Raw genomic sequence first — 26,210 nt, forward strand, 5'->3', positions numbered from 1 at the left:
ATTAGTTAGAAGGTTACATCCAAGCCGAAGAGCAGTGTACGCGGCAAAGCATATCCCGAACCGGCATCCGATTTTTCGGGAGTAGCTACCTTGGCCGAAGTGAAATAGCCCAAATTCTGACCTGTAACAGACAAATTCACACGCTGGCAGAACATTTTATTGGCTATTTTCTTAGGCAACTCATAGCCTAATGAAATTTCGCGTACTGCCAAATAGTTACCCTTGTAAGCAAACATGGTAGAGCGGCGATAGTAGTTCGCTGTTCCCAACTGGTCTGCCCATACATATCTGGGGTACTTGGCATTCGGATTTTCCGCAGTCCAGGTATTGAACACATCTTTAGTTGTGTTATATCCACCCTGCATACATCCCAGGAACCAAGGAGTGTCATTATCATAAATCCAATAATCAAAGGCAAAGTCAAAACGTCCGTACAGCGTGAATCCTTTCCAGTTCAATGTCGTATTGAAACCACCGAACCAATGAGGAGTCGTATTACCTACCACCACCTGGTCAAATGCATCAATGATACCATCACCGTTCACATCCGTCCATTTCACGTCACCCGGCTGGATAGCAAGCGCATTTGCTTTTTTATTGTCAGGCAATTCCGCATAAGCCTTCGGTCCGTATTGGTATTTACCCTGGAAGTTACCAGTTCTAACCTCTAAATAATCAGGAATTTCATCCCAGCTCTTATACATACCGTTTGCCTGATAAGCCACCAAAAGACCCGGTTCCTGACCCTCCTGTCTACCACCTACGAAAATAGTCTCGTAAGTTCCATCCGGCAGCTTACGTCCGGTATAAATCTGCTGACCGTCGATACGGTTGTTTTTAACTCCTTCTTTATAAGGAAGAGAAACCACCATATTCTTATTGAAAGAGATATTACCTCCCATTTTCCAAGTCCAGTCTTTTGTTTTCAGGATAGTACCCGACAGCTCAATTTCCACACCGCTGTTGCGGAAGTCACCATTGTTATTCTTTACAGAAGAAAAACCGGTGGTAGTAGGCAAACTCAGATCGGCATACTTGTCCATTGTCAAACGGTTGTAATAAGTAAAGTTAGCATTCAGGCGGTTGTCAAAGAAGCTCAAGTCCACGCCCACTTCAGCCGTACGTGTCTTTTCCCATTGCAATGCCGGGTTGGGCAAAGAGCCTATCAGGAACCCTACATTACCATTGTATTTCTGTGAGTTATACGATCCCTGCAAAGTGTACGGGCCGATATCTGTAGCATTACCGTTCACACCATAGCTGGCACGTAACTTACCGAATGACAACTGCGGAACAGCCTCTTTCACAAAATCCTCCTTGCCGAAAATCCATCCGGCAGATACACCCGGGAAGAAGCCCCAACGATTGTCGCCCAACAAAGAAGAATAACCATCGTAACGGAACACGCCCGAGAATAAATATTTTCCCTGGTAGTCATAGTTCACACGTCCGAAATAAGAAAGAATACGATATTGCTGATGCCAGGAATCGATTTTTCTTTTTCCCTTATCATCGCTGGTCAGACCCAGATCTCCAAAATCATCTGTCGGAGCACCCGACCCCGAAGCATTGAATCCCTTCTTCTGCTGATCATAAAACTCAGATCCGATCATCACATCCACATTATGGTCTTTGGCAAATGTTTGCGTATAATTAGCCACCACATTATAAGTCTGTGCGAATTCACGTTCAAACTGCGCACTAGTATTCCTCGCCTTATTGAAGTTGTTTCCCGGAGCTGTCTGATAGTCCTTGTTAAACGATTCGGATAAGCTTTCGGAATAATACCAGTTGGCAGTTCCCTTGATAGTCAGGTTCTTCATCGGTTTGATTTCCAAGGTCTGAATCATGGTGAACTTGTCACTCTGATTGTCTCTTATAAACTTCTCGTTCTGGAAAGACTGGTTACCGTCACTAGAGTTCGGTCCCAACATCGGGTTTCCGTCTTCGTCCTCAAAACGTGTTGTAGGAGGCGCTGACATGATACGTCCGAAGTAAGAACCTTCACTTGCTTGCGAAGCAGGCATATTCTCCCAGTTGGCACGGTTGTAGTTGAAATTAGAGCTGGCAGAAAGCCAATCGGATATATTATAACTACCGTTGAACACGAAAGAATAACGTTCATAGAAAGAATTTATAGGAAGACCATTTGATTTGTTATAACCCAAACCGGCATAATATTTACCTTTCTCATTACCTCCCGAGAAGTTGATATTATAATCCTGTGTCTGCGAAGGATTGTTCAAGTTATAATCCGCCGGATTTGAATCCTTAAAAATCAACGTTTTAGTAGGGTCCAGAGGATCTTTCATTTCCTGCCATCCCTTGTTCAGCAGGAATTCATTGCTGGGGTCTTTTACCAACAAGTTCCATACCAGGTTCTCACCATACACATTACCCGTACCATAGGCGGAAGCAGTGTTCAAAGAAGACTTGTTCGCCCAGGGAGTCGTGTCATAAGCAGTACGCAGAGCGGTGATAAAATCTCTCGCTCCCAAGAATTCATAAGGAGAGTTCACGTAATTCAAACCGAATCTCATTTTCAGATTCACCTCGCTGCGTCCCACCTTACCGGTTTTAGTCGTTACCAGGATAACACCGTTGCTGGCGCGCGCACCATAAAGTGCCGTTGCACCTGCATCTTTCAGTACTTCCATAGACTCGATATCTTCAGGATTGATATCGCTCAAGCTTGCACGCAACTGTCCGTCTACCATAATCAGCGGAGAACCCGTACCTCCCCAGTCCGTACCACCACGAAGCACAATGGTAGGTGTAGCTCCCGGATTACCCGAAGCCTGTGTCACCTTCAAACCTGCCACCGCACCCGACAGGGCTTGTGCCGGATTAGAGAAAACACCCACTTTCAATGCATCCTCATTTACTTTAGAGATAGAACTGGTTACTTTAGAACGTAACTGTTTACCACCGTATCCGGTTACCACAACTTCTCCTAGCATTTCAGAATCCTCTTTCAACTTGATATTGAAAGTTGTTTGATTCTTCACGGCTACCACTTCTGTCTTGTAACCAACAAAGGTAATCTGAATTTTTCCGTTAGACTCCACCGAAAGAGAGAAATTTCCATCGAAATCCGTAATGGTACCATTCGTTGTACCCAATTCTACCACACTGGCACCAATTACCGGTTCACCCGTCACATCCACGACAATCCCCGTAATTGATTTTTTCTGAGCTATCGCCCCTACAGCACATAGCAATAGCAAAAAACACAAAAAAAGTTTTTTCATTAACGTATTATTTTAAGTAAAACAAAACACTCAGACTAAGTTCTGATGGAACTTAACTTACTGCTCAAAATCATACTTAAAGCTATTCCTGTGAGACAAAAAAACAGAAAATACCTCCAATGGGGCTATCTATTTTATACCCTAAATCGAAGTATTTTTATAATTCTTTTCATTCCTGCAGTCCGATATTAGATAAAAGGATCTTCTTCTTTTCTTAATTCTTGGATCTTAATTTAAAATATTAAGAATAATATCGCCAAATAATTAAATTTATTTAGTTATATATTGATAATTAGAAAAATAAATCATATCTTTGTGCCGTTAAACTAAAATTAATAAAAGGCAAAGTTCCATCAGAACTTTGCCTTTTGCATTCCGAGCATAGCATAATGTATTTATTATAACAAAGAAAGCACATACTTTCCCGGTCAAGATATTTGCAAGGTATATTTAAGGTACCTATTTTATTAACTCATATTTAACATTTATTTCTATTGGCTCCATAACCGAAAAAAGCCAAATTCCCCATACAGGGATCTCTAGAAAAGAAAACCTACGCCAAGGTCCGGGTTATAAATGAAAAGCGATCAGGAAGGCACAGATTTCAATATCCGCTTTGAAATGAAATCGGAAGTATGATACCGGGCAGTATATTTCCGCAGAAAATCAGCCACAGCCATACAGCCTTCCTGAGTTTGTTGTTCTATAATTGTTCTATAATATAATAAGGTGGGAATGACTCTTTTTTCTTTTGACTCCCACATTAATTAAATACTAAAGGCCTACAAACATACTGGCAATTTCCTGCACGCATAAGTTTTCTTCCTTTATGTCCATGTCTTCGGAAACATTCACCCTTTCACCTTCCAATGTATATACATTGCGTATTTTTATTTCGCCTTCATCAAGATTGCTTTTATCAAAATACACATAATCGAGGACAATGTAAGTACAGTCGTTGCCGTATGTATATCCACAGGCAACCTTCCCTAAAAGTTGTTCCGGCTCTTGTATATCCTTGCAGATTTTATCAATAGTACCTTGCAACCATCCTAATGATTCCACATTCTTCAAGCCAAAGTCAGCAACCTGGGGAACAGTTTCATTGTCAAAACGATTAGTCTCAAGCAAAACCGAGCTCTCTTTAAAGTCATCTTCCACATCTTCAAACCTCACCCTTCTACCGTCATCGGTATAACAAAGAGTGCCGGACTCATAATAATAGTTTTGTCTGAAAGCAAATCTGCTATAAGTCAAAGCGAGCAACAGATTACCTTTATAGGAAAATTTATAAACCTCACAAAGCCCATACCCTTTGTAAGATTCCACCAACCATTCCGTTTCATGCAGCACGAAATCAAAATAACGTTCTTCCAGCCACGACGGCAAACCTACGCCCTCCCATTTTTCACCGATATTGTTATCCAATATCGAATTACTCAAATCGGTATCAATCTGATTTTCATCAGAGGAACATCCGCACATTCCTCCTAAGACTCCTAGAAGGAATAAAAAATTAAATAAATAAATCTTCATACGGCTTGCATATTATAAGTTTAATAATGTGTTATCTTACTATTGAATCTTCTTTCTGAGAGGTCAGCGCAAGTGTACATAATATAAAAAATGATTTCTTCATAAGCATATCGTATTTAAAATAAATACACCTACCGGAAGTTTTCACAAAAACCACTTATTCCCCTAAAAATCGGTCAATGATATAAGCAACCCTTTATAGGTCTTTAACTTTTTTGGTAAAGATAGTAAAATAAACGACAGGCCAACCTATTTTTCAGCCTTATTAACATATAAAAATTCTCATAGCAACAATTCGGCAGCTCTTCCCTCCCCGCATACTGCCATACTTTCCCCAAAAACATACAAATAGAACAATTTATCATTCATATCAACCTTTTTATCCTCCCACTTCGGAATAACTTTGCAACAAAAAACGAATCGCACGGTATGAAACGAATTTATCTTATTCTAACAGGTATTTCCCTGATCTTGCTAAGTTCCTGTACACAACGTGCCCGGGAAACCCAAGCTCATCAGACAGTAAAAATAGACACGGTTCTTTCCGCCAACCAACAAACGTTCCTGCAATTTCCGGGAAAGGTAAAAGCCACACAAGATATCAGCCTCGCCTTCCGGGTAAGCGGAACCATCAGCAAAATACATGTAAAAGACGGTGCCCGTGTACAAGAAGGGCAACTACTGGCCGAGCTGGACCCCACCGACTATCAAGTGCAGCTGGATGCTACCGAAGCAGAATACCTGCAAATAAAAGCGGAAGCAGAAAGAGTCATGGCCCTTTACAAAGACAATGGAACCACCCCCAACGCCAATGACAAAGCCGTATACGGACTCAAGCAAATCACCGCCAAATACAAACACCACAAAGACCAGCTGGCCTATACCCGGCTCTACGCCCCCTTCGGCGGGTACGTCCAGAAACGTCTGTTCGAAGCCCACGAAACCATCGGAGCCGGAATGCCCGTCATTGCCATGATCAGCGGCGGACCCCCCGAAGTAGAGATAAACCTGCCCGCAGCCGAATATATCCGCCGGGAGCAGTTCGACAGCTATCACTGCACATTCGATATCTATCCGGGCAAGACCTATCCGCTGAAACTGATCAGTGTCACCCCGAAAGCCAACGCGAACCAGCTATACACCATGCGCCTGCAAGTAGTGCCCGGCACACAGGCACTCCCCTCTCCCGGCATGAACACCATGGTTACCATCCTTTGCCGCACGGAGCAGGAAAAAACGCTTTCTGTCCCCACCGGCGCCATCCTGCAAAAAGAAGGCAAAGCCTATGTGTTCGTCTTCCATCCGTCCAGCAACACCGTACACCGGCAGGAAGTATCCATGCTGCGCCTGCTGAACAACGGACACAGCCTCATCACTTCCGGACAACTGCAACCGGGAGAACTGATTGTATCCTCGGGCGTACACCACATCGAGGACGGAGAGACGGTCAAACCTTTACCGCCGGTCACTAACACAAATATAGGAGGATTATTATAATGGACATCAGCAAATGGGCATTCCGGAACAGGAATCTGATTTATTTCCTGGTAGCGGTTCTGCTGCTCGGCGGAGCCTACTCCTGCTACCAGATGAGCAAGCTGGAAGACCCCGAAATAAAAGTGAAGCTTGCCATGGTGATCACCACCTATCCGGGCGCTTCCGCACACCAAGTAGAACTGGAAGTGACGGATGTGCTTGAAAAGAACATCCGCACCATGGGCAACATAGACAATATAGAAAGCTATTCATACAACGATCTGTCCTTGATACAGATAGAACTGCTGAGCACCGTGCCGGACGACGACGTGGAACAATGCTGGGACATGCTGCGCCGCAAAGTGAGCGATGCCCGCGCCCTGCTCCCCGAGGGAGCCACCACCCCGACAGTCAAGGATGACTTCGGAAACGTATATGGCATGTTCTATGCCCTGACCGGCGACGGACTGGCCGACCGTGAACTGGCCGACTATGCCGAACTGGTGAAACGGGAGGTGAACGAACTGGAAGGTGTGGACCGTGTGGAACTCTACGGCAAGCGTTCCGAATGTATCAACATCTCCCTGCTGCAAGACCGCATGGCAAACCTCGGTGTAAAACCTGCCGAGGTACTGGCAACCCTGAACGGCCAGAACAAGACCACCTATACAGGATATTATGAAAACGGCGACCGCCGTATCCGCGTCACGGTAAACGACAAGTTCAAAACCGTAGACGACATCGGAAAGATGCTGATTCAGGGACACGACGACGACCAGCTCCGCCTAAGCGACATCGCCCGCATAGAGAAAGACTACGAAGACCCCACACGCAATGAAATGTTCTATGACCATGAACGCGCTCTCGGCATCCTCATCGCCGCTTCCAGCGGTTCGGACATTCTAAAAGTAGGCCATGCCGTGGAAAGCAAGTTAGAGGAACTCAAAGCCGGACGTTTGCCCGCCGGAGTAGAATGCCACAAAATCTTCTACCAGCCCGAACGGGTAGGCAGTTCTTTGGGAACCTTTGTCATCAATCTGATAGAATCCGTCATCATCGTAGTAGTGATACTGATGATAGCTATGGGATTCAAGAGCGGCCTTATCATAGGCATCAGTCTGGTCATCACCGTATTCGGCTCTTTCCTGTTCCTTTATTCAGCAGGCGGAACGATGCAGCGCGTGTCATTGGCCGCTTTTGTACTGGCTATGGGAATGCTGGTAGACAACGCCATCGTCATCATAGACGGTATACTGGTAGACTTGAAAGCCGGCAAAGACCGGCTGGAAGCCATGACCGCCATCGGGCGGCAGACAGCCATGCCTCTTCTGGGGGCGACACTGATAGCCATCATCGCTTTCCTACCCATCTACATGTCCCCCGACACCGCAGGCGTCTACACGCGCGATCTTTTTATCGTACTTGCCGTCTCCCTGTTGCTGAGCTGGGTATTGGCACTGATCCATGTGCCACTGATGGCCGGCCGCCGGCTGCATCCCGCCATCGATTCCGGCCATACAGGGAAACGCGTGTACAAAGGCAAGATCTATGCCATCCTCCGTTCGGCCCTACAGTTCGGTCTGGCCCACCGGTGGAGCTTTGTATTTGCCATGGCCGGCCTGTTGCTGCTGTCCGTCTTCGGCTACCCCTATATGCGTCAGGGCTTTTTCCCCGACATGGTTTACGACCAGCTCTATATGGAATACAAACTTCCGGAAGGAAACAACTATACACGTGTGGCACGGGATTTGGAAGAAATAGAAACCTATCTGAAAGGACGGGAGGAAATAACCCACGTCACCACCTCCATCGGCGGTACGCCCGGACGCTACAACCTGGTACGGAGCATTGCCAACCCGTCGCTCTCGTACGGCGAACTGATTATCGACTTCACCTCGCCGGAAGCCTTGGTAGAGCATATAGACGAAATCCAAACTTACCTCTCCCAAGCCTATCCTGACGCATACATCAAATTGAAAAGATACAATCTGATGTTCAAGAAATATCCCATAGAAGCGCAATTCCTGGGCCCCGACCCCGCCATCCTGCACCAACTGGCCGACAGCGCCCGCGCCATCATGGAAAGGACTCCGGAAGTTTGCCTCATCACCACCGACTGGGAACCTCAGGTACCCGTACTGACCATCGAATACGACCAGCCGTCCGCCCGTGCCCTCGGTCTGAGCCGTAATGACGTCAGCCTCTCCCTGCTCACAGCCGCCGGAGGCATTCCCATCGGCTCTTTCTACGAAGGCATCCACAAGAGCAACATCTACCTGAAATGCCTCGACGAGAAAGGAGAGCCGATAGAGGATCTGGGCAACACACAAGTTTTCTCGTCCCTGCCCTCCCTGAACGGACTGCTGAACCAGGAAACTATGGTGAAACTGAAAGCCGGCACACTTTCGAAAGAAGATCTGGTGGAAAGCATCATGGGAAGCACACCGCTGAAGCAGATCAGCAAAGAGATTGATATCCGGTGGGAAGACCCGGTAGTCCCCCGCTACAACGGGCAGAGAAGCCAGCGTGTACAATGCTCGCCCGCACCGGGCATAGAAACGGAAAAAGCACGTCTCGCCATGGCGGAGCAGATAGAAAGCATACCGCTGCCCGAAGGCTATTCACTGATATGGCAAGGCGAAAAAATAGCCAGCGACCAGTCCATGAAGTACCTGTTCCAGAATTTCCCGTTAGCCATCATCCTGATGATTGCCATCCTGATCATACTGTTCAAGGACTACCGCAAGCCCATCATCATCTTCTGCTGCATCCCGATGATATTCGTAGGGGTGGTAGCAGTCATGCTGCTCACAGGAAAAGTCTTCAACTTCGTGGCCATCGTCGGCACATTGGGACTGATCGGCATGCTGATAAAAAACGGCATTGTGCTGATGGATGAGATCACCCTTCAGATCAATGAAGGAACGGAACCGGTCACCGCACTGATAGACAGTTCCCAAAGTCGTCTCCGCCCGGTCATGATGGCTTCGCTGACCACCATTCTGGGTATGATCCCCCTGCTGTCCGATGCCATGTTCGGCTCTCTGGCGGCAGCGATCATGGGCGGACTGCTGTGCAGCACACTGATCACGCTGCTCTTTATCCCGATATTATACGCCTTGTTCTTCAAGATAAAAAACGATTGATTCATTTTACTGACAATACAAAACCGAGAACAAATGAAAAAGACAATGATACTCCCCCTTTGCTGTCTGCTGTGGCACCTTGCCGCCCCTGCATGGGCACAGGAAACACTGAGTCTGAAAGAGTGCCGCGAGATGGCATTGAAATACAACAAGGAAATGGCGGCTTCCGTGAAACAGACGGAAAGCGCCCGTTACACAGCCAGAAGTTACAAAGGGAACTTCTTCCCCAACTTCACCGCCGGCGGAACGGGCCTTTACAGCAATGCCGACGGCAGTTACGGCATAGCCGGAGGCAACCTGCCCGTCTTCCTGCCCGATGGGACAGGACAGTTCAACCCGGGACAACCCGCAGGCTTTGCCTACTTCCCCGGCATCAGCCTGGACTATAAAATAGGATGGGTCTATATGGGTGGCGTACAAATGGAGCAACCCCTCTACATGGGTGGTAAAATCCGTGCCGCCTACAAAATGTCCCTGCTGGGCAAAGAAATGGCACAAATGAATGAAACGCTGACCGCAACAGAAGTCATCCAGCAAACAGACCAGGCATACGCCTTGGTAGTGAAAGCGAAGGAGATGAAGACAGTAGCCGATGCATACCATGCCGTATTGACAGAATTACACAAGAACGTAGAAAGTGCCTACAAACATGGACTGAAACCTCAGAACGATGTGTTGAAAGTACAGGTGAAACTGAACGAAAGCGAACTGGGCATCCGGAAAGCCGAGAACGCTCTCCGCCTGGCCACCATGAACCTCTGCCACCTGATAGGAAAACCACTGACCACAAAGATTCGTGTTTCCGGAGATTTCCCGGAGATAGAGAAAGACCTGGAAGTACAGGTACTGGATATCACCCGCCGTCCGGAATACAGCATACTGGACAAACAAGTGGCGATAGCCCGCCAGCAGGTAAAACTGAACCGCAGCGAACTGCTTCCCCAAGTAGGAATCAAAGGCTCATACGACTATGTACATGGTCTGGAACTGAACAACAAGAATTTCCTGGACAAAGCCAGTTTCTCTGTCCTGCTGAATATAAGCATCCCCCTGTTCCACTTCGGAGAACGCAGCAACAAGGTACGTGCAGCTAAAGCCAAGCTGGAGCAAACCCGCCTTCAACAGCAAAACCTGAACGAGCAAATGTTACTGGAACTGACCCAAGCCGCCAACAACCTGGATGAGGCCAAGCTGGAAAGCGAACTTGCCGACCGTTCCCTGCAACAGGCGGAAGAGAACCGGCGTGTCAGCAAAAGCCAGTACGAAGTGGGGCTGGAAACACTTTCCGACCATCTGGAAGCCCAAGCGTTATGGCAACAGGCCTACGAAACGAAAGTGGATGCCCGTTTCCAGCTTTATCTGAACTATGTAGCTTATCTGAAAGCGGCAGGAACCTTGCGGTGACAAGTTGCAATCTGCCTCTGGTCTGCCACCTTACACGAGGAAAAGGAAAAGATGATTAAGGAGAAAAATAGCTTGTTATCAGGGTAAACAAAGTGGATATCATCTCAAAAGTCCAGACAATGTCTGGACTTTTGGATCACTCATTTCCATATTCCCCTTTCGACCGTGATTTGAGTCCCTTTTCAAAGTCGGAGATTATCTTCTGCGTTTTATTAAACTCATCGTACTCTGCCTTCGCTTTTAAGTCTGCTTGCTGTTTGCTGATGCTCCCTTTGCCTTTCAGTATATCATATTTTCTGAAAGCCAAAAATTCATTGATACTTGTAGCAAACTCTTCCATTGTAAAAGTGTTCTCCCGTTCAATCAAGTCCTCAATATAATCGAAATAGCCCGTTACGGCACGTTCCAACTGCTTGATTTGCTTCTCAGTCAGATAGTTCTTTGCAACAGTGACATCGCTTTTCAGAATCCTGCCGTCGGGTGCGCCCTTCCATGTGATAAGTCCCATGTGGTCTTTGGTTCTGTCGGCCGAAGTGTTAATAATCTCTGCCGCCGTTTTACCGGTAATAGCATAATGAAACTTATTCTGCACCATAGCATAAAACTCTTTGGTGACATCGGCCTCTCTATCATAATCAATGCTGCACTCAGCAAAGATGTCGGTGATTTGCAGCCATATTCTTCGTTCGCTAGCCCGGATAGAACGGACACGCTCTAACAGTTCTCTGAAATAATCTTTGCCAAAAGCAGCCTTGCCCTGTTTCAAACGTTCGTCGTCCATAACAAAACCTTTGGTCATATACTCTTTCAGAATACCGGTTGCCCAAATCCTGAAGTTGGTCGCTTTGCGTGAGCTGACGCGATAGCCCACAGAAATGATAGCGTCGAGGTTGTAGAACTTCGTCCGGTTTGTTTGGGTCTTCCCTGCAATAGCACCATGTTCAGTGGTTGTTTCCAAAATGGAAATAACCACTTCTTCCATCAGTTCTCCCTCTTCAAAGATGTTTTTAAGATGTTTGGATATAGCAGGAACTCCCACACCAAACAGCTCTGCCATAGCTTTTTGCGTAAGCCAGATTGTTTCATTCTTGACAATGACACTGACTGATGCCTCCTCTCCGGGAACATTGTAAATCAAAAAATTCATTTCATTATTCATAACTTATCCCTCTATTTCCTTTATATAGCCAACTCATCTCTTTGCTTGATGCCGGTCCTATTTATTCTTGTTGCTTCTGGTTGAAGTAGACAAAAGTACGAATTTCCTCACGAATGTTCAGTTAAATAGCGGATTATCTTCAAAACCAACAGGCTTGCAGCCATATTATGGCGCTATTCCTGAATATTCTAAGGAAAAAGGTGTAACTTTCTTCCCTTTTCACCGACTAACCTTATAAAAACACCTTCGAAAGCTGATGAGTATAGAACAGGAATTTGCAGACAAGCTAGTGCAATACAAGCATATCATTTACAAAGTATGCTTCATGTATGCTGACAATAAGGACGATGTGAACGACCTTTATCAGGAATCGGTATTCAATATATGGAAGTCCTACCAAAGTTTCCGGGGAGAGAGTTCGTTTACGACGTGGGTTTACCGCATATCCCTGAACACGTGCATCTCGGACTTTAGAAAGAAGAAAAAGCACGACTACGTGCCTTTGGAACAGCAAGTAGATATTATGGAGGATTGCGAACGCAACGAACTGCTGAAAGAGATGTATTCGCTCATCAAACGGCTGAACAAGGTGGACCGTATGTTTATCTTACTGTGGCTGGACGAGAAATCATACGATGAGATCGCCGAAATTACCGGGACGAGCCGCAATAATGTCGCGATAAAATTGCACCGCATCAAAGAGAAATTAAAAAATATGTCGAACTTATAATCATACAATTTTATGGAACTGGAAAAATTGCAAAAAGCATGGAAAGAGTTGAATGAACGGGTCAGCCAGAACGAGCTGGTTCATCAGCAACAGATCATAGAGATGTTGTCACGGCAGAAAGAAAGCTGCCTGGACAAAATGCTCAGAGTGGATAAAATAACGTTCACATTTATGTTGGGAACAACGATTCTTATGTTTATTGATTTTATTCATTTGAATGGCAAATTAGCGTTTTGGCCGGCGGTATTCGGACTTCTGCTATATGCCGTTGCAGTCAACCTTGCAGGAGTTGTTTTACTGACGAAGATCAAAAAAGAAACAAACCTTGAGATGCAAATAAAGAATATACTTCAATATAAAAAGCTTGTAAATTGGAGTTATATCATCGGATATTTGCTGGTAACTCCTTTTATATGCATATTCCTTTACACCTATCGCCACCTGTGGTGGCTCATGCTAACCATGTTTGGTCTATTGTTAATAGGGATACTGACTGATTATTTTCTCTTTCATTATGCCTCGGACAGAGTGAAAGAGTTAACACGGATCAATAAAGAACTGGCAGAATTAAAAAAGGACTGTGAAGGCTGACCAAGATATGTATCCGTTTGTGTGTTTATCCATCGGGCAACACAATGCAGGCCAATCCCAAACTCCTGCCAATATTGGGGGATACAATGAAAAGTTATAAATCTTTCGTGCCGATGATAGACCAGCGTTCAATGCATTGATCATTATCTATTCATGAATCTGTAGGGATGCTGAGATTATCTTCATTTTGAATGCCTCAGCAATAAAGTCCGAAGGTTCCTTTTCTCCTTTCATTTCCCGCTGAAACGCCCTGCTGATAGACGTTCCGGTTATGAAGAGAGATCCTGTCATTGTCCTTTCAGCCTCCTTTCAAGTCCGCACACACTGGAAGTAAACCATTCTTAGTGAAAGGAGACAAAACGAGACAACGGTACGGCTGAAACGGGAGTGAGGGGAAGTGGTTTCAGATTTAGCCGGCTGATTGTCTGGGTGTATTGCATAAAATGAAAGGATGACGGGAGAAAGGGGGATATTGACTTAGCGGGGGGAGAATGCGATGAACAAGCTAGGTTTGTACACTGAACGGACTAGGTCTGTGCGCGGAACAGACTAGGCTTGTTCACTGAACAGGCTAGGTCTGTTCACGAAACATGCTGGTGTGTAAAAAAAACGTATAGTTGTTTTATAAAAACCTGAAGATGTTTTTTTAAAACCTGAAGGCGTATTTGAAAAACATCTCGGCCTATTCAACAATCAACATGAGTAACGAGTGAACCATAACATTAGTAATGTATAAGCCGCAACATTAGTAACATGTGAACCGTGACGTTAGTAACGTGTAAACCCGCACGTACGTAGGCATCGGGTCATACATACGTAGGCATCAGCCTACACATACGTAAGCATCGGCCTGCACATACGTATGTATTGCACCCTGCTCCATTGGACTTTGCAGCAAGCTCCATTAAATCTTGCAGCAAGCTCCATTGAATCATGTACCAAGTTCTATTGAATTTTGCCCCAAGTTCCATGACATATTATCCCCCCCTTTTGACAAACGCCTTTATCTTTTACCAGGCCAGCTTTAGCCGGTTCGATGTTTCACTTTAAAGTTCCGGTAAAAAAGACCGAAGGCCGAACGGATAGACGAATCCGTTCAGCCTTCGGTTATGATCTGCATTTTATTTCACCGGCTCATCTTTACGAAATACCTGCTCAATAAAATATCATAAGCTTCGAGCAGAGAGTCAAATGCCTTATAATGTACAAGTCCCTTCAACCAGCTTGCCCATCGCCCATACGGCACGGATATTCAAGTCTTGGTCAAGAATCAGGATATCGGCATCTTTTCCTTTCTGCAAGGAACCTTTACGGTCATATACTCCCATAAATTTCGAAGGAGTCTCGGAAGCCATACGGACAGCATCCTCCAAAGGAATTTCCGCCTTCTGCACCAAGGTACGGATCAAGCGGTCCATCGTAGCCACACTGCCTGCCAATGCGGAGCGGTCCGCCAGCTTGCACACCCCATCCTCAATGATGACACGGGGATCGAAAGCTACGTTACTGTCACTGGCCGCACATGCCAAGGCGTCCGTAATGACACAAGCACGCTCCACTCCCTTTATCTTATAAATCAACCGCAAAATGGTAGGCGGCACATGAATGCCATCGGCCACTACTTCCACATTCATATCGTCTATCAGATAGATGCTCTCCACAGTTCCTTCATATTTATACTCACGACGCTTGTGGAAACCGGGCATGGCATTATAGAAATGCGTGGCCAGCGTATAACCTGAATCCCATGCGGAACGGATATCTTCAAATTCGGCCTGAGTGTGGGCCACAGATGCCACAATTCCTTTACCTGTAATGTACTTACCGAACTGCATGGCACCCGGCAATTCGGGAGCCGCATCCCAACGCTTGATACAGTTCCATTTCTCCACAATAGGAATATACTCATTGGGGTCCGGATCTTTGATATTCTCGGGCATCTGTCCACCGGCCATCTTGATGTTCAAGTAATGACCTTCCAGATGCAATCCCAGTACCGGACTGTCCGGCTCCTCCATCAGCTTGGTACAAGTCTCGGCCGCTGCCTCAATCATCGGTACGGTAGAGGAAGACAACGTGGGGAAAATACTGGTAGTACCATGTTTCATGTGCGCATTGATGGCTGTACGGAAAGCCTCTTCCGTACCTTCCATAAAATCACCGCCACCGCCACCATGACAATGGATTTCCACACCACCGGGAACAACATACATACCTTTAGCGTCAATCAGCTCGGCTCCGATAACAGCTAAATCACAATTGGTAACTTCTAAAATCTTATTGTCGCGCATAAGGACGGATCCGTCCTTCAACCAGCCCTGTGGGGTAAGAATCTTTGCGTTAATGATCTGGGTCAACATGATACTATGATAAGTTAGGATTTTTAATTGGTATATTAAATCTGCCAACAAAAATAGTAACTTTTTCACTCTTAAGAGCAGATTTTCCCAATTATTTTCTAACTTTTTTAATAAATAAGCCCCGCTTAATAAAATCAAGCGGGGCACAGATAGTGGAAATTGAAACAAATCTTTTTACTTACTTATTAAAACTAGCCTACCTGATTTAAGTCCTTTACCTGTTGCGGTCAGCGTGATTTCTCCCGGTTTGCCGGTACTCTGCACGACAGCAGTCATCATTCCGTTAAACACCTTCATCTGCGGAACATGGAACAACTCCAATGAAGTGGGGTCTCCGTTGGCTCCGGCACGATAGGTTCCGGCACCTTTCACAGCATACTTGATGAGGTGCTGCGCGTCGGGACAAAGATTACCGTCTTTATCCACCACCCTTACGGTGACAAACGACAAGTCTTTGCCGTCAGCCTTTATCTCATTGCGGTCTGCAACCAGTTCTATATGGTCGGGTTTGCCTGCCGTATGGATTTCCTTTTCGGCCACAGCCTCCCCTTTCTCATTATACGCAACCACTTTCACGGTTCCCGGCTCATACTTGGTATCCATCCACATCAGACGGTAACGTTTCTGACGCTTGAAATCTGCTATGGAGGCAGAGTCCGCACTGTTCTCAGCCGTTACAGTCAAATCCTTGGTGCGCTTACCCTGGCTCTTGCCATTGATAAACACTTCCGCCGACGGATAATTGGTATAGACAAAGATCGGGGTCACTTCTCCTTCACGTCCCGGCCATGTCCAGTGAGGAAGGATGTGCAGCGTTTCCTCGCCTTTGTTCCAATGACTGCGGTACAGATAATAACGGTCTTTGGGCAAGCCCGCCAGGTCGATGATACCGAATAAGGAGGAATGGCTGGGCCAGTCAGTATAGTAAGGAGTCGGTTCGCCCAAATAGTCGAAGCCTGTCCATACAAACTCTCCGATCCCCCAAGCGTTATCCTCATGCCATATCCAGTCGTCTTCCGGCAGATTAGACCAGCCGCAATGTTCCACATCGTAGGAGGAAGATTGATGGTCGTCATATTTCTTCATTGCCTGACGGACAACGGGGAATTTATAGACCCCACGTGAACTGACCGTAGAAGCGGTCTCACTACCTAGAATAATCTGCTGCGGCAGTTTCTTATAGTTCTCGGGATATTTGTGAGGACGGTAATTGAAACCTGCCACATCCATCACAGCGGCCATATTATTGTTCACTACCGCATCGGGTGCATCCATTCCTTGTGTTACAGGGCGGGTAGGATCTTCACGATGGCAGATATCCTGCAACATGCGCGAGAGTTTCGGGCCACGGCTGCCATTCCACTGGTCGGGCACCTCATTCCCGATACACCACATCACTACACTGGGGTTATTGCGATAATGGCGGATCAGATTGGTCAGATCCTTGTCGGCCCATTCATCGAATATCTTGTGATATCCGTTCGCCATCTTGGCGGCTTTCCATTCATCGAAAGATTCCACCATCAGCATCATACCCATCTCATCGCAGGCGCGGACCAGCTCGGGTGCCGGCATATTATGGGAGGTACGGATGGCATTGCAACCCATATCTTTCAGGATACGGATCTGGCGACGGATGGCCGCGTCGTTTACGGCAGCACCCAACGGGCCCAGGTCATGGTGATTGCACACCCCTTTGAATTTGGTCAGCTTCCCGTTCAGGAAAAAGCCCTTGTCGGGAACAATTTCCAAGGTACGGATGCCGAAACGGGTGGTATATTCGTCTTTCAGCTTTTCCCCATCATATATTTTTGTCACTGCGCTATACAACGCAGGATTCTCGGGTGACCATAAAGACGGATTATAAACCACAAAATTCTGGTTGAAGAAAGTAGCGTCCAGTTTGTCACCGGGCTTGTCCTCGGAAGAAATCCTTCTTCCATCGGGGGCTAGGATGGTGGTCACAATGCGATAGTCGCTGACCTTCTTCCCCTCAGGCATCACAAACTCAGTCTTCACATTGACCCTGGCATAGTTCTCTTTCACTACCGGAGTAGTCACCACAGTTCCCCAAGTAGGGATATGCGCATCTTCATTGATAACCAGATGGACATTGCGGTACAACCCTGCCCCGGGATACCAGCGGGATGACTCCCGCTCGTTTTCCAGACGGACTGCCAGCTCGTTCCTCTCACCCGGCTTCAGATAAGGGGTGGCATCCACATAAAAAGAGTTATAACCGTATGGCCAGTAACCGGCTTCCTGCCCGTTCACATAGACACGGGCGTGGCTCATTGCTCCATCAAAGATCAATGTAGCTTTCTTGCCTTTCTCAAAACCGGGAGCGTCAAAGTTCAAGCGGTACCATCCGGTTCCTACAAACGGGAGACCTCCGGTACGTCCGGCATGTTCCATCGCCTCGGTCTGTCCGTCCTGAGTGATGGCCATTTCCTGCTTGTCATTATTGATGCTGAACGGACCATAGACCGCCCAGTCGTGAGGAACGGTGACACTCTGCCATTTGCTGTCATTATAAGCAGGACTGGCAAACTCCGCATTATCTTCACGGGTAAATTTCCACCCTTTCTCGAGAGTCTGCTCCGTACGTACCTGCGCTTGCAAGAAAGCAAAAGAACAAACAGCCCCTAACGCGGCAAACAAAAATCGTTTCGTATTCATCGTTATTTCTTATTAGGATTTTCTGTTACTATAAAAGTAATCTCACCTGCCTTGATCAAATCGTCATGAGAGATCAGATACTTATTGGTTTTCTTATTGCCCAGTCTGACCTCCTTTATATAATCCCCTTGTCCTTCTTTCTTGATAACCAATTCTTTCTTGCCCCAATATTTAGGATCAAGCTGAATGGTCACCTTATCGAAAGTAGGAGTGGTCAATGTATATTCGGGCACACCCGGACAATCCGGATAGAATCCCATCATGCTGAATATGGCCCATGCAGACATCGTACCCGTATCATCGTTGCCCGGAATTCCGTCCGGTTTGGTGGTGAAATACTTGGCCAGCAGTTCCTTCACCAATTTCTGTGTACGCCATTCTTCGCCCTTGAAGCGGCTGAACAGGTAAGGATAAGCAATATCGGGTTCGTTGGCCGGATCATAATTTCCTTCATCGAACACGCTTTGCAGCTTGTCGACAAATTTCTTGTCGCCCCCCATCAGTTTTACCAGACCATCGATATCATGAGGCACAAAGAACGTGTAGTTCCATGCGTTTCCTTCGTGGAAACCGGGGCTGGGTGCGAAATTAGCTCCTTCTTTCGGGTCAAACGGTTCGTAGAACTTGCCTTCCTTGGTTATCGGGCGCAAGGTCCCGAAATCCTTGCTATAATAATTCTTATAGCCCATGGAGCGTTTGCGGAACAGTTTCGCATCTTCCTTCTTGCCCAAGGCCTCCGCCAAGGTGGAAAGCGCATAGTCGGCAACATAGTATTCCAAAGCATGGGAGACCGAATTATCATACTGGCTTTCCATCGGCACATAGCCTTTGGACATATAGTCGTCATTGTCCGGACGCATCAGGTTGTCCTTGCCCGGAGTGGTAGCCGACTTGTACATGCCTTTATAAGCTTCGTCAATGTCAAAGTCCTGCAATCCTTTCATCCAACTGTCCACCAAAACGGGAATAGAGGGGTCTCCTTCCATCGTCAACGTCTCACGACCATACAATTCCCATTTCGGGAACCATCCGTGTTCCTTGTACATGCCCATCATGGTGTGGATCATGTCCATCTGACGTTCCGGATATACCAAAGTCATCAGCTGGTGATAGTTACGATAAGTATCCCACAAGGAAAATACCGTGTAACGGTTACGGTTGGTGGTCAGAATCTTGTCTCCCTCCATCTGCGGATATTGTCCGCTCACGTCCTGCAAGATATTCGGATGAATCATGGTGTGATACAGGGCGGTATAGAATACCCCCTTCTGCTCTTCCGTTCCGCCTTCCACCCTGATACGGGAAAGATCATCGTTCCATTTCTTGCGGGCTTCCGCACGCAGTTTGTCGAAGGTGGTGCCGAAGGGCTGTTCCTTCTCCAGATTCAGACGGGCATTCTCTATGCTGACAAAAGACACGCCCATACTGACTTCAATCACTTCTTCGGCCGTGGTGTCGTAAGTAAACCACACCCCTATATCATCTCCGCTTATTTCTTTGGTATAAGCGGTATAGAGTTTGTATTTACCAGCTGTATCGTCCCATTGCGCTTCCGCGCCCATCGGACGCATCATTTTCCAATAACCGCGTTTTGCCGGCACTTTGTTGATACGCATTACAAAATAGATCGGAAATACCGCCTGAGGATTATAGCAGAAAGTGCCCAGCAGCTTGGTGCCTTCAATCTCACGGTCATTTACAAAACGGACGGTGGCTCCGCTCTCATTGGTCAGTCCCTCTCCCAGATTCAACAAAATATTGCTTTGTCCGGCAGGGAAAGTGAAACGCGCCATACTGGTGCGCGGAGTGGCAGTCAGTTCACACTTCACATTGTATTTATCCAGCCTATTGGTATAATACCCCGGATTTGCCGTCTCGCCCTGATAAAAACTTCCATAATGATGGTAATCCACATCCAGTTTGCCGGTAGTGGGCATCAATAACAATGAGCCTAATTCCGGACAGCCCACACCGCTAAGATTGACATGCGCAAAGCCGGTGAGGTATTTGTTGTTGAATTCGTATGGAGTGGACCACCATTGCTTGTCTTTGTCCTTATCCCCTTCGGGAACCCCCATCACATTGAAAGGAGTGACCGACATCATTCCATGAGGAGTCAATGCCCCGGGATTGGTGGTACCGTAATTGGTGGTGCCCACAAAAGGATTTACATAATCTACCGGCTCTTTCTGTGCTGTCGCAGAGAAAACTGAGAAACAAGCCAGAACAGCCGATAACAAAATCTGTTTCTTCATGCTATTTGTTGTTTATATATTACTTCACTACTATTTCATCCGTAAACAAGAAACCTCCGAATTCACCCGAAGAGGCCTGATAACGTATGTAGCGTGCCTTAGCATCTCCTTCCCAGCCAAAATTGGTGAAAGTCACTTTATCGTCCTTCACCACCTTGTGCTCCATGCGCTTCAGCTCGGTAAACTCCTTGCCGTCATTCGAAACGGAAATGATTACTTCAGAAGGCATAAAGACTTCGGGGCCGCATACCTGCATAAAGTCCGCTCCGATAAAATGAATGGCTGTTTCCTTCTCCATGTCGATGGTCACATCCATTCTTTTCTTGTCTATGAAACCTTGCCAGCGTCTGTCACCATACGTCCATCCTCCTATGACGCCATCTACCAAGGCACTGTCGCCACCGGCTGAATAACCGGGATAGTAAGCGGCATCCGGTCCGTAAATCACTTTTTTACCTACCGCCAGGTGTTGTACGGGCTGGTCCGCTCCCGGACGGTTTCCTATCTCATTCTTCAATTCGAAGGGATGATATCCTTTGACTTTCAATTCCTCCACCGCTTTCAAGGCGCGGGCATGGAAATCATCGTAGGCCTTCACTGACGGATCACTCCAGGCAACTTCCGCCAAAGCGAGAATACGAGGATAAATCATCATCTCAGCATGTTCCGGAGTGGGGACATATTCTGTAAACAAATTGGCTTGCACTCCATAAACCAACGGCACCTTGTCCGCATCCAACGTATCGGGGACAGGATTGAACGAATAGACTTTGGCCAAAGGCAGATATCCTCCTATCGCTTCGGGCTGGGAGTCGGGGGCATCCTGATACGAATCAAAATAACAGAACTCGCCCGGAGTCATAATAGCCTTGTGTCCGGAAGCGACCGCTTTCATTCCCCCTTCCGTACCACGCCATGACATAACGGTGGCATTGGGAGCCAGTCCACCTTCCAGTATTTCATCCCATCCCAGTAATTTACGCCCATGGGCATTCAAAAAGACTTCGATACGATGGATCAGATAACTCTGTAATTCATTCACATCCTTCAGGCCTTCTTTTTTCATACGCGCCTGACATAGTTTGCAAGAGGGCCATGAGGCTTTACCGGCCTCATCCCCGCCTATATGGATGTATTCGGAAGGAAAAAGTTCCATCACTTCTGTCAGCACATTCTCCAGAAACTCGAAAGTCTTTTCATTACCGACACAGAAATCGGCCTGCTTGTAAGGTTCGTGTGTACAGGACAACTCGGGATAAGCGGTCAGCACCTCTTCCGAATGTGCAGGCATCTCTATCTCCGGAATAACAGTGATATAACGCTCTTGAGCGTATGCCACCAGTTCGCGGATATCATCTTGCGTATAGTAGCCTCCGTAAGCATCTTTGCCGCCCTCTTCTTTATACTGACGCCCGTTGTTCCACCATTCTTTCCAAGTGGGAAACTCGCGCCATGCCGCAAATTCTGTCAGACGGGGGTATTTCTTTATTTCGATACGCCAGCCCGCAGCGTCAGTAAGATGCAGATGAAGACGGTTCAGTTTGTAATAGGCCAAAGCATCCAGCTGCTTTTTTATAAATTCCTTGTCGAAGAAATGACGGGAAACATCCATCATGAAACCACGATAGGCAAAACGGGGCTTGTCTGTAATGACTCCTGCCGGCAATCCTTTTCCATCAGCCAGCTGCAACATGGTCTGAACTCCGTAGAACAACCCTGCTCCGGAAGTCGCCCGGACAAGCACCTGATCGGGAGTTACCGTCAGAACATAGCCTTCGGGAGAGTCCACCTCCGGCAATTGAGCCACTTGTTTCAAGATGACCGTGTGTCCCTCTTCTGTTGCTACCGGTTTCAGCTTCATGGGAGAAGCCGCCAGATAATCCTGCAAAATCTTTTTATCTCCTTCGGATGCATCTATATACAATCCTGTTTCCGGATTCAGAGGAAACACTCCCTGTTGCAATTCCACATTCAGTGGTGCGGGAATAACAGAAATTGTGCGTTTCTCTTCCTTCGCGCAGCTTGCAAGCAACAAGCCTAATGCAGCTCCCGCCAGTATAATCAATTTTCTCATCTTCTATTTTCTTTTATTCTGTTAATTTCATGGGTACGGATACCCGGCTTCAACTCTCCGTTGATCATGTAATGAAATCCGTCCTGCGAAACCATTACAGCTCCGGCACGCGCACCTTGCTCATATTCGCCCAATGTAGTCCATTTATCCGTCTGTGGATGATAGAGCAGCAGATTTCTGTTAAACCGATACCACTCTACAGGATGTGACAAATATTCTTTTCCTGCATAAATACCTTGCAGAGCCTTTAAGAATATATCCTTATCAACTCCTCCGGCACACAATATCATATCCTCACCCCAAGCCGTTCCAACTCCACCGCCTAAAGAGATTTCATTTCCTTCCGCATCACACGGAGCGGCAACCGGCGACCACGCTTCCGTTTCCGGAACATACACATATCCGTTTACCGACAAAGAAGCCTGACGTTCCCCTACAGCCGGAGCAAATCCACCCCATACATAAAGTTTTCCGCCTTGCGCCACGCAGACAGGTTGCACTCTGGGAGCACCCGGAATATCTGTTCCTTTTTTCCACCCTCCGGACAAATCCGACAAATCAAGCATATACATGGACGGAGACGGAACGCCATTCACATTTCCCCCGACAATATATAGTGAGTGCCCCACTAATGCACCTGCCATGTTATCTACAGTTACGGGCAAAGACGGCAGAGTATCTGTGTGCAAGGTGTCTTTCTGCAAAGATAAAAGAAAAACATCAGACAGGCTATGCGTTGCTGTAGTTCCCCCAACACAAATTAACCCTTTTTCAGTAGAAATAGTGACTCCATAAGCCGCCGCCTGGGGCAGTTGGCCTATTTTCTTCCACTCAAAGACGGTATCATTTGACAGAGGAGCTATATATACATCCCGGTAAAAGACTTTTTTCCCGCCATCGGCTGCCGGTGTATCGGGGAAATTACAACCTCCGGCTATTAATAAATTTCCATCAACCACTCCCGCATATAATGCAGAAACTCCCTTAAGAAAACCGGCATCCTCTGTAGGAAATCCCTGCATTTTCTCAAGAGATATTTCATAAGCATCCGGGCGGCTGCCACAAGCAGTCATTGTCATCATGCCCATTATCGCATAAACGCCATATATTATTTTCCTGATCATGTTTTCATGGTGAAGTTTATAAATTCTTTATAAGCAGGGTTGCGCAGCCATCTTTCAGGAGAAACGCCACGCACCCCCCGCACTGATTCCTACAATTAATCTACTGTAATTTCATCCACAAACAGGAAAGCAGGATTTCCTTTACCTCCATGCCAAGAAGGAATACTGTATTCCGGCTTTGCCAATACTTTCAGATAACGTGCCTGTACAGGTTCAAAGCTCAATGTATGTTCATACAATTGGTTCGGATTATCCAAAGTCATCGCCGGATATTCTTCCGAAGCTACTTGCTTGAAATTCTCACCATCTTCTGAGACAGCGACACTGATGGAACGCGCGTCAAACACCCAGTCGCCTTTCTCCACATTGGTGGTAAGTGTCACTTTGCTGAACTCAGCCGGCTGTCCGAAATCAATCACAGCTTCCAGATCGTTCTTATAAAAAGCAATCCAACGTCCGGTCTTATAATTTCTATTTCCTTTCAATCCATCTACCAACGTAGAGATACCGGCAAATTCATATTGCTTGTTCACCGGCTGTAAAGCTGTTATCTTCTTGGAAGTCGATTTGCTGAACGCAATGTCTTCTTTCACAATACGGCTATTGCCGGTAGGACGAATAGCCATAGCCTTGAACGTACAATTGGTATCGATCTTCACCGGCTCTGTGTAAAGCTGTGAAGCGGTAGTGGGGTCTGTTCCGTCCAATGTATAATATACCGGACAGTTATCTACTGTAGACAAAGTGACATCCACCGTACCTGTTTCCGCATTAGGCTCAAACCGGGCAGTCACATCGAATACGTGCTTGGCATAGTTATACTGATATACATCATATATCTTCACCATACGTACCAGGCGCTGCAAGAAATCCTGATAATCCTTATGTTCAGGATTTGTCCACTGAATATCTGCCAAAGCGGCCATACGTGGCAATTCCATATATTCTACCTGACTAAATGTAGGAATATATTCCGTCCACAAATTAGCTTGTACACCTTTAATATATTTCTGTTCCTCCGGTGTCAGTGATGCCGGCATAGGTTCATAGCTATACACACGCTCTAAAGGTAAGTAACCGCCAATGGCTTCCGGTTCCTGTTCCACATCCTTGCTTTGATAATAGTCAAAATATAGATAAGTATTCGGTGACATAATGACATCATGCTTCTGCTTGGCAGCCTCAATACCGCCACCTTCACCACGCCATGACATAACAGTAGCATTGGGGGCCAACCCACCTTCCAGAATTTCATCCCAGCCGATAATCTGGCGTCCATGGTCGTTCAGGAACTTTTCCGCATGACTGATGATGAAGCTCTGCAGTTTCTCCTCCGCACTGTGATTCTTGTCCGCCTTGATACCTAAAGCCTTGATACGGGCCTGACACTTAGGACATTTCGCCCAACGCACCTTGGGACATTCGTCACCACCCACATGGATATATTCTGACGGGAAAATCTGAATAATTTCTCCCAATACATCATCAATAAATTTCAAGGTTTCATCATTACCCGCACAAAGCACATCGTCGGATATTCCCCATTGCTTCCATACTTCGTACGGACCACCTGTACATCCCAAATAAGGATAAGCGGCCAAGGCTGCCTGCATGTGCCCCGGCATATCAATTTCCGGAATCACTGTGATATGACGGTCAGCAGCGTATGCCACTATCTCCTTAGCCTCCTCTTGAGTGAAGAAACCACCATAAGGCTTGCCATCGTATTTACCTGAATTATGACCGATAACCGTTTCAGTTCTCTTTGACCCGATTTCAGTCAGTTCAGGACGGCTCTTGATTTCGATTCTCCAGCCTTGGTCTTCCGACAAATGCCAATGGAAACGATTGATGTTGTGCAATGCCAACATATCTATAAAACGTTTTACTGAATCCACCGGGAAGAAATGGCGTGATACATCCAGCATCGCACCACGATAAGAAAAACGGGGATAGTCATTGATCTCAACCGCCGGCAAAGCGATATCCACTCCTTGTGCGGCCGGAATGGATTTACGCAAAGTCTGGATGCCATAGAAGACTCCGGCTTCCGTAGGTCCGGAAACGACCACCTGGTCACCGGTCACTTTCAACTGGTATCCTTCGGGATTCTCAGCATTTCCACCCAATTGCAGAATAATCCCTTTACCATCTGTACCAGCCTGTACAGCCAATGTCTTTCCGGTAAGGTCTTTGATATAACTTGCCAGAAATTCAGCATTCTTCTGCATCTTCTCATTGCCTTCCGGATACATAATCTTGGTTCCGTTTGACAAAATGAACGGAGTGGCCTGATCCATTACCGAAATTTCCTGCGGTAACGGAATTACCTGATAATTTGCTTCTTTCACTTCTGTGCTACAGGATAAAAGCATAAATCCTGCCATTGTCAGCCCTGCAAGGCCCGTTAAAGTTTTCATAATAG

Annotated in this window: 14 protein-coding genes; 5 read left to right on the forward strand and 9 right to left on the reverse strand. The window is 46.6% G+C overall.

All coding sequences use genetic code 11. The features are described 5' to 3' along the window. Positions 1–5 precede the first annotated feature (5 nt). Together ACYQ0C_RS15460 and ACYQ0C_RS15465 are read right to left on the reverse strand one after the other, a co-directional pair. Entirely contained in the window at positions 6–3,251 is a 3,246-nt protein-coding gene (locus tag ACYQ0C_RS15460; RefSeq protein ID WP_016275689.1) for a SusC/RagA family TonB-linked outer membrane protein, read from the reverse strand. Between the two features lie 774 nt (positions 3,252–4,025). Further along, positions 4,026–4,787: a hypothetical protein gene (locus tag ACYQ0C_RS15465; protein WP_016275688.1), complete on the reverse strand. Its 762-nt coding sequence runs from the start codon at positions 4,785–4,787 to the stop codon at positions 4,026–4,028. A gap of 429 nt (positions 4,788–5,216) precedes the next feature. On the opposite strand from ACYQ0C_RS15465, the gene ACYQ0C_RS15470 reads away from it, so the two are divergent. From ACYQ0C_RS15470 to ACYQ0C_RS15480, 3 genes are read left to right on the forward strand one after another with little or no spacing between them, the layout of a single operon-like run. After that, positions 5,217–6,284, forward strand: a complete 1,068-nt coding sequence (locus ACYQ0C_RS15470; RefSeq protein WP_016275686.1) for an efflux RND transporter periplasmic adaptor subunit — start codon at positions 5,217–5,219, stop codon at positions 6,282–6,284. Further along, positions 6,284–9,409, forward strand: a complete 3,126-nt coding sequence (locus ACYQ0C_RS15475) for an efflux RND transporter permease subunit (protein WP_016275685.1) — start codon at positions 6,284–6,286, stop codon at positions 9,407–9,409. Before ACYQ0C_RS15470 ends, ACYQ0C_RS15475 begins: the two co-directional genes overlap by 1 nt. Before the next feature lie 33 nt (positions 9,410–9,442). Next, complete coding sequence (locus ACYQ0C_RS15480; RefSeq protein WP_032941619.1) at positions 9,443–10,813, forward strand: TolC family protein; 1,371 nt, start codon at positions 9,443–9,445, stop codon at positions 10,811–10,813. Positions 10,814–10,949: 136 nt separating this feature from the next. Here the strand turns inward: ACYQ0C_RS15480 and ACYQ0C_RS15485 are convergent, their stop codons facing one another. Then, positions 10,950–11,972, reverse strand: a complete 1,023-nt coding sequence (locus ACYQ0C_RS15485; RefSeq protein ID WP_025076594.1) for a virulence RhuM family protein — start codon at positions 11,970–11,972, stop codon at positions 10,950–10,952. Between the two features lie 256 nt (positions 11,973–12,228). Here ACYQ0C_RS15485 and ACYQ0C_RS15490 point away from each other — a divergent pair, with 256 nt between their 5' ends. Both ACYQ0C_RS15490 and ACYQ0C_RS15495 read left to right on the forward strand, forming a co-directional pair. Next, positions 12,229–12,702 (forward strand): RNA polymerase sigma factor, encoded by a 474-nt coding sequence (locus ACYQ0C_RS15490; protein WP_016275682.1) that lies wholly within the window; start codon positions 12,229–12,231, stop codon positions 12,700–12,702. A gap of 12 nt (positions 12,703–12,714) precedes the next feature. After that, a complete protein-coding gene (locus ACYQ0C_RS15495; protein ID WP_016275681.1) occupies positions 12,715–13,293 on the forward strand; it encodes a hypothetical protein in 579 nt (192 codons plus the stop codon). A 1,196-nt stretch (positions 13,294–14,489) separates the two neighbouring features. On the opposite strand, the gene nagA is transcribed toward ACYQ0C_RS15495, so the two are convergent. The 6 genes from nagA to ACYQ0C_RS15525 all read right to left on the reverse strand — a co-directional run bounded on the left by nagA (position 14,490) and on the right by ACYQ0C_RS15525 (position 26,205). After that, complete coding sequence (gene nagA / locus ACYQ0C_RS15500) at positions 14,490–15,653, reverse strand: N-acetylglucosamine-6-phosphate deacetylase (protein WP_032941612.1); 1,164 nt, start codon at positions 15,651–15,653, stop codon at positions 14,490–14,492. 174 nt (positions 15,654–15,827) lie between these two features. Next, the gene (gene galB, locus ACYQ0C_RS15505) at positions 15,828–18,314 is read right to left on the reverse strand and encodes a beta-galactosidase GalB (RefSeq protein WP_369992627.1); all 2,487 of its coding nucleotides are present in this window, start codon (positions 18,312–18,314) and stop codon (positions 15,828–15,830) included. Between the two features lie 20 nt (positions 18,315–18,334). Continuing rightward, on the reverse strand, positions 18,335–20,587 hold the full coding sequence (locus ACYQ0C_RS15510) for a GH92 family glycosyl hydrolase (RefSeq protein ID WP_016275678.1): 2,253 nt from the start codon (positions 20,585–20,587) through the stop codon (positions 18,335–18,337). Positions 20,588–20,606: 19 nt separating this feature from the next. Further along, positions 20,607–22,661 carry a glycoside hydrolase family 20 protein gene (locus ACYQ0C_RS15515; RefSeq protein ID WP_016275677.1) on the reverse strand — a complete coding sequence of 685 codons (2,055 nt, stop codon included), beginning with the start codon at positions 22,659–22,661 and terminating at the stop codon, positions 20,607–20,609. Next, positions 22,658–23,785, reverse strand: a complete 1,128-nt coding sequence (locus tag ACYQ0C_RS15520) for a cyclically-permuted mutarotase family protein (RefSeq protein WP_016275676.1) — start codon at positions 23,783–23,785, stop codon at positions 22,658–22,660. Before ACYQ0C_RS15520 ends, ACYQ0C_RS15515 begins: the two co-directional genes overlap by 4 nt. A 95-nt stretch (positions 23,786–23,880) precedes the next feature. Beyond that, positions 23,881–26,205: a glycoside hydrolase family 20 protein gene (locus tag ACYQ0C_RS15525; RefSeq protein WP_016275675.1), complete on the reverse strand. Its 2,325-nt coding sequence runs from the start codon at positions 26,203–26,205 to the stop codon at positions 23,881–23,883. Positions 26,206–26,210 lie beyond the last annotated feature (5 nt).

It is taken from the genome of Phocaeicola sartorii JCM 17136 = DSM 21941, assembly GCF_054653615.1.